The organism is Patescibacteria group bacterium (genome assembly GCA_018896645.1).
Classification (GTDB): Bacteria; Patescibacteriota; Patescibacteriia; order UBA2591; family JABMQE01; genus JAHIMF01.
Window position 1 is genome coordinate 1 of sequence record JAHIMF010000069.1, and the last position, 5987, is coordinate 5987.

Consider the following 5987-nt stretch of genomic DNA (forward strand, 5'->3'; position numbering starts at 1 on the left):
CTGTCCCTCGATTAGGGACATGGAAGTAAATTTTTTATCCAACTATATGGTTGGTTTCCTTTGTTAATTCTGTTTAGTCCTTTAGAATTTTCCATCCCATTTAAACTAATTGGTGAACACCCATTTCTTGCTTTGAATCTACTGGAAGTAAACTTGTGAAACCTGTAATAGTGGATTAATAATTTAATGTATAAATAAAAGTTATCAGGATTCTTAATTCCTCTCATCAGCTTTAACCGCTCTTTTAAAAAACCATTGATTCCCTCTAAGTGGTTAGTAGTAATATCGTCACAGATTAATTCTGGATAACTGTATCTGGTTTGCAACTTTGATTTCTGAAATCTTAATGCCCCAATGATTTTATTCAGTTTGTTCTGTCTGTCCTCTGGCCAAGAATTATATTCGGTTGAGTATCTAAATGCAACTAAAATGTTTAGATAAGAATCAGCCATTTCTTTTATTGGCGCGTTGATAGATAACTGAGCTAAACGAGCGAATAATTTATCGTACCCATCTCCTCTAATGTGGGGAATGATCTGATGAATTCTCCTTAGCTTATGACTGATGCACACTTGTACTGGAGTATCTGGAAATAGCTCAGAAAGTGCCTGGTGTAAGCCCTTTTTGCCATCTGAAACAAAAAACTTAATAACCGTTTTAATATTATTTCTCTTAACTGCCTTTAGTAGAAATGCTTTCCAAGAATAGTAATTTTCTTTTAGGGCAATGTGGTAATCAATGACATCCAAGCTGTTAAAATCTGATAAAAGAAATACTGGATAAGATTTACCTTGTAGTTTTACAAATACTGCGTCCAATGCAAATCTGCCTGACCATTGAATACCAAGTCCTTCATTAATTTCGTATGGCTCTGGCAGTCTGGAAGAAACAGATAATACGGTTTGCAAAATTTTATCCTTACTGGCGTTGCCAATTGCTTTGGAGGTTTTTACTTTCCGCAGAGAACGATTAAGTAGATATTCGTAGGTTATCTTGGCTTGGAAAGCGACGCTATTGTAACGGGATCTATTTTGATTTTGATCAGCTAAAAATTTATGACCGCAATCTTTGCATAAATATCTTTGATATTTGTAATACCTGTCACCGTGTTTTAACTTTTTGAAACCATGCTTAACAACTGAATTTGACGAGCATTTTGGACAAAGTTTTTTTTGGCATAATTACAGTAAAATTAATGATTAATGTTATTTTAGCCTGCATGCAGGCATTAAGCACTAATTTTAATGTAATTTTAGCAGTAAATCAAGGTTTTCATGTCCCTGATTTAAGGACAGTGCCTAATTTTAATAAAATTATATTCTGACTAATATTAGCCAATAATAAAAAATCCCCAACAAAAATTTGAGGTTTTTCTATTCCAAAAATTAACATTCCTATATCTTCAAATCAGAATACTCCCGCAAGGTCTTTAATGTTGCTTTTACGGTTGCGTTATCAGTGTTGACTAATTTCACTTTTTTAAACTTTTGAGCTAATTTTGTAACTACCTCATCGGCCCATGATGGTGTTAGCACTTTAACTCCGTCAAAGTCAATCTCAATCTCTTCCTCTTTATCAATATCTTTTATCGTATAGGCCTTCATCGCTAAAAGGGCCTCTCGGCCAGCTGGACGAGAAATTAGCATGTCGCCAAATTTTACTATCTTAATTTTCATGATTTATATTTTAATATTGCTAAACATCCGCTGATATTTTTGTCTATCTCTTTTATTGTCATCTCTTCGTTTAATTCTGCTTGAGCGTTCCCAGACATGAAAATAAGGTTCATTTTTTTATCCTTGACGCTTTCTTTGACAAATTTTAAACCATTACCCCTGTTCTCCGGGGTACGACCAGATATTCTTTCGGTGAAAGCAACTCGTAAAGCTTCAGTGTCTGTTGTAAGAGTCTTTTTCACTTTTTTTAAAGTATTGAAAACGCCCTGGCCCCTATCAGCTAAAAATATTTCAGCTTTACTATCAATAACATCGTAGGCAAAAAATATACCCATTATATCAGGCCAACTACCAAGATTGTGGTCAAAAGAATTGTTGCCTATTTCGCCAGCTATAGCGGAAATAATATAGGCACTCTCTTCTGGTATCCCCCCGCTTAGTAAATTCAGAAGCATTGAATCAAGTCGAGCCTGAAAAATATCTCGGCTCTCACAATAATAATCATCTGGAATATCTGCTTTTCCGGTGTTTGCGGTTATCCAATTATAGACCAGCTGTTTTGTATTCTGTTTTTGAATATTATCTTGCATTATTTTTATTATACTATAATTTTGCTATCTTGCTCCAGCACCGCCTTAATCCTCCTCACCCCAGCGCTGGATGACTCTTCTTTCTTAATCTCAAAATGCCCAAGTTCGCCAGTAGAAGTGGCGTGAGGACCGCCGCAGATTTCACAGGAAAAATCACCGGCCGAATAAACCTTAACCCTGCCGCCATACTTGTGCTCGAACAAACCAATGGCTCCTTTTTTCTTGGCCTGGTCAACAGTCATTTCTTCGCAAATAATTGGGATGTCTTCTTTAATCTTCTTATTAACAATATCCTCAACCCTTTTAAGCTCTTGGGAAGTCATTTTTTGCGGATGAGGAAAATCAAAACGCAAACGTTCAGCTGTTATATTAGAGCCCATTTGTTTCACCTGGTCGCCCAAGACTTGGCGCAAGGCCTGATGCAATAAATGCGTGGCCGTATGCAATTTGGCAGTTTGCTCTTTCTGATCAGCCAGGCCCCCCTTAAACTTTTTTTCTGACCCCTTGCGGGAAAGCTCCTGGTGTTTTTTAAAAGCTTTTTCAAAACCATCAGTGTCCACTTGCAAACCCTGCTCGGAAGCAAGCTCTTGAGTCATTTCTAAGGGAAAACCATAAGTGGAAAATAATTCAAAAGCCTGTTCACCACTAATGGTTTGTTTGAGTTTTTCAGATGAGGCAATAGTCTCAAATTCTTTAAGGCCCTTTTGTAGGGTTTTGGTAAATTTATTTTCTTCAATTTCTAAATTTTCTAAAACAAATTTTTTATTGCGGTTGAGTTCGGGGTAGACATCTTTGTACATATCAATCAATGTTTGGCTAATTTTTTTAGTAAAATCATTTTTGATTCCAAGCAAGCGGCCATGACGAATAGATTTACGAATCAAACGGCGAACCACATAGCCCTGGTCTAAGTTTGACGGCCCTACTCCCCTGTCATCACCAATAATAAAAGTGGCGGCACGGAGGTGGTCGGCAATAGTTCGAGCCGATTTAAGGTTGTCGCCTTCAATGACTTCAGAACTCAAATCATTGATTTGTTTCATGATTGGCTCGAAAAGTTCGGTTTCAAAAACATTGGATTTACCGTTTAAAATCGCAATGGTTCGTTCCAGTCCCATGCCAGTGTCAACATTTTGTTGCTTGAGTTTTTCATACTTGCCATCACTGGTTTTATTATATTGCATGAAGACATTATTCCAAATTTCAGAATATTTTCCGCAATTGCATTTTGGTTCGCAGTTTGGTCCGCAGGGTTCGCGCCCGGTGTCATAATACATCTCCGTATCCGGACCGCAAGGACCAGTCCTGCCAGCCGGACCCCACCAGTTTTCTTCCTTGCCATAGTAATAAATCCGTTCAGGAGAAACACCAACACCTTGCCAAATTTTTGCTGATTCCTCGTCCCTGGGAGCGTCCTCATCACCAGCAAACACACTGACATAGATTTTTTTAGGATCTAATCCCAGCCAATCTTTGGAAGTTAAAAAATGCCAGCTCCACTGTATTGCCTCGGATTTAAAATAATCACCCAGCGACCAATTGCCGAGCATTTCAAAAAATGTCAGATGCAGAGCATCACCAACTTCATCAATATCACCAGTCCGAATGCATTTTTGAACACTGGCCAATCGTTTGCCTTCGGGATGAGGCTCACCTAAAAGATAAGGCACAAGCGGATGCATGCCTGCTGAAATAAAAAGACAAGTTGGGTCGTTTTCGGGAATTAAAGAAGCGGACGGGATGACTGCGTGTTCCCGCTCTTGGAAAAATTTGAGATATTTTTGGCGTAACTCTTTGGCTGTGATCATAATTTTCTATAAATATCTTTTCTATGTCCCGCTATAATAAGTTGAATTTCAAAAGCAGTAATAAATCGAAAAATTACCCGCCAATCACGAGTAATCCTAAATGAGTAAAATCCGATTAGTTCTCTGGCTAATGCTTTGGAATGCAGGATTGGATTGAAAGGATTATTCTCGAATACTTCAAGCAGTTCAGCGAGTTTTTCTCTTTGTTCTTTTGGTAATTTTTTGGCGGACTTTAAAAACTTTTTACCATAAACCAATTTCACCATATTTCGTTCTCTAAAGTTTGAAGAAATGAATTTTTGCCTTGAAAGCTGTAAATTGGCTCATCGCTGGCAGATTCAAAAATTTCTTGGACAAATTCTGGATTATACTCGCCTTCTGGATCTCGGCCTACCCAACCAATTACAACAGAACGAAGAAGTTCTACTTCCCGTGATAAGCTTAGGGTTCTCTTTTTTTCTAATGTTTTTACTTTGAGCATATTTATATGATAGATAATATTATAAAAAATTGCAAGTTACTTTAATATTGTTTTTATTATAGCTTGGGATGGGGTTTTTGGCAAGGTTAATTTTGTCACTGGTCATTGGCAACTAGTCACTGGGGATTTGGATAAAAATAAAAAAGCGGGAGTGAGGTTGTCGCTCCCGCTAACATTGAATTATCTCATAATCAAATACATGGCAGATTCATCACATTTGGGACTAACCGGACTACCAGCATTTTTGGAACAAAATTGACAATCCTCCCAAATTTTTTGCGGAAAGAATCTAGGGTCGACGCGTTGAAAACCGAGCTCCTCAAAAAACCCTGGCCTGGTACTGAAGGTAAAGGCGGTGCTAAATCCTCGACTTTTAATCTCTTGCAAACAGACCTGAACAAGCCGCGAACCGATTCCATTGCCCCGCCTCTCCTCCTTAACCACGAGAGAAATAATTTCTGGTTGCCGACCAGGCCAAATTTTGAAACCGCAAGTGCCGATTATTTCATCACTGTAAACTGCGACAAAATAATTAGCTAGAAGAGCGGCTATCTCTTCAGGCGTTCTTTTAAGCACTGGGCTTTTTTTGGATTCCTCGATAATAATGGCGCTTATTTCTACGCATTCCTCTTGGCGCGCCGGCCTAATTACCACTTCGGATTCCATGACACCCTCCAATTGTAAGTTTGTTTAAAACCTTACGAATGAACAAAACGACCTCGAGAATAAACTTGAGGCCATTTGACAAGGTTTAATTTTATAAACTTTGTTTAAATTCTAAAATTTGGAACACTAACAAACGACCTCAAACTTGTCTTTAAATTTTGGCGTCGCCTTGAATATGCAATTGTTTGTTTGATTTCCATATATTTTAGCATAGCTGACAATTTTGTTTTTGTCAAATTCTGATTTTTAATAAAGAAACGCAACGGCGCGTCAAATGATAAATAGGGAAATAGTAAATGATAAATTACAAGGTGTCCTTTATCCTCACCGAAAACCACAAACCAGCTTAAACCAAAACCTAAATAAAGTCAAGTTAAAAAATATTGAATAATTAAAATACAAACAACCTTTTTCTTATTGTATAATCTTTTTTGCTTTTTTCCATAAAAATATCAATCACCTCTACTAAGTTCTTGTCAGCATAAAGAGAGAACAAAACTCTCCATCTCCCAATTCTTAATCTATAGCCGTATTCTGTACCAGAAATTTTTTTGACATTACTTTTTAAAAAAGGATCTTGGGCTAATTTTTCTATCTCAACCACTATTTGTTGTTGGATTTTTCTGTCCAGTTTACCAAAAATTTTCTCTGCTCTGGATTTAAAAACAACTTTATACATTTTAACATCATTATTTAAGACAATATTTCTTTTTTAATTGAGCCAGAGAAATGCCTTTTTCTCTTTTTGATTCTCTAAAAGCGTCTA

General features: G+C 37.1%; 8 protein-coding genes. All 8 read right to left on the reverse strand.

Annotated elements, in window-relative coordinates:
- Positions 1-11 precede the first annotated feature (11 nt).
- The 8 genes from KKD20_05280 to KKD20_05315 all read right to left on the reverse strand — a co-directional run bounded on the left by KKD20_05280 (position 12) and on the right by KKD20_05315 (position 5900).
- Positions 12-908 carry a transposase gene (locus KKD20_05280; GenBank protein ID MBU4332501.1) on the reverse strand — a complete coding sequence of 299 codons (897 nt, stop codon included), beginning with the start codon at positions 906-908 and terminating at the stop codon, positions 12-14.
- A 486-nt stretch (positions 909-1394) separates the two neighbouring features.
- Positions 1395-1676, reverse strand: a complete 282-nt coding sequence (locus tag KKD20_05285) for an STAS-like domain-containing protein (protein ID MBU4332502.1) — start codon at positions 1674-1676, stop codon at positions 1395-1397.
- A complete protein-coding gene (locus tag KKD20_05290) occupies positions 1673-2266 on the reverse strand; it encodes a hypothetical protein (protein MBU4332503.1) in 594 nt (197 codons plus the stop codon). Before KKD20_05290 ends, KKD20_05285 begins: the two co-directional genes overlap by 4 nt.
- Before the next feature lie 8 nt (positions 2267-2274).
- Positions 2275-4074 carry an alanine--tRNA ligase gene (locus tag KKD20_05295; protein ID MBU4332504.1) on the reverse strand — a complete coding sequence of 600 codons (1800 nt, stop codon included), beginning with the start codon at positions 4072-4074 and terminating at the stop codon, positions 2275-2277.
- Positions 4071-4340: a type II toxin-antitoxin system YoeB family toxin gene (locus KKD20_05300; GenBank protein ID MBU4332505.1), complete on the reverse strand. Its 270-nt coding sequence runs from the start codon at positions 4338-4340 to the stop codon at positions 4071-4073. Before KKD20_05300 ends, KKD20_05295 begins: the two co-directional genes overlap by 4 nt.
- On the reverse strand, positions 4334-4555 hold the full coding sequence (locus KKD20_05305) for a hypothetical protein (GenBank protein MBU4332506.1): 222 nt from the start codon (positions 4553-4555) through the stop codon (positions 4334-4336). The genes KKD20_05300 and KKD20_05305 overlap by 7 nt, the downstream gene beginning before the upstream one ends.
- A 180-nt stretch (positions 4556-4735) precedes the next feature.
- Positions 4736-5221, reverse strand: coding sequence for a GNAT family N-acetyltransferase (locus KKD20_05310; protein ID MBU4332507.1), 486 nt, complete (start codon positions 5219-5221; stop codon positions 4736-4738).
- A 391-nt stretch (positions 5222-5612) separates the two neighbouring features.
- Positions 5613-5900: a type II toxin-antitoxin system RelE/ParE family toxin gene (locus KKD20_05315; protein ID MBU4332508.1), complete on the reverse strand. Its 288-nt coding sequence runs from the start codon at positions 5898-5900 to the stop codon at positions 5613-5615.
- Between the last annotated feature and the right edge of the window lie 87 nt (positions 5901-5987).

Bases quoted from the DNA above. Each gene is read 5' to 3' on its own strand.
- KKD20_05305 (MBU4332506.1), bottom strand. From the start codon at position 4,555: ATGCTCAAAGTAAAAACATTAGAAAAAAAGAGAACCCTAAGCTTATCA.
- KKD20_05300 (MBU4332505.1), bottom strand. From the start codon at position 4,340: ATGGTGAAATTGGTTTATGGTAAAAAGTTTTTAAAGTCCGCCAAAAAA.
- KKD20_05285 (MBU4332502.1), bottom strand. From the start codon at position 1,676: ATGAAAATTAAGATAGTAAAATTTGGCGACATGCTAATTTCTCGTCCA.
- KKD20_05295 (MBU4332504.1), bottom strand. From the start codon at position 4,074: ATGATCACAGCCAAAGAGTTACGCCAAAAATATCTCAAATTTTTCCAA.
- KKD20_05310 (MBU4332507.1), bottom strand. From the start codon at position 5,221: ATGGAATCCGAAGTGGTAATTAGGCCGGCGCGCCAAGAGGAATGCGTA.
- KKD20_05315 (MBU4332508.1), bottom strand. From the start codon at position 5,900: ATGTATAAAGTTGTTTTTAAATCCAGAGCAGAGAAAATTTTTGGTAAA.
- KKD20_05290 (MBU4332503.1), bottom strand. From the start codon at position 2,266: ATGCAAGATAATATTCAAAAACAGAATACAAAACAGCTGGTCTATAAT.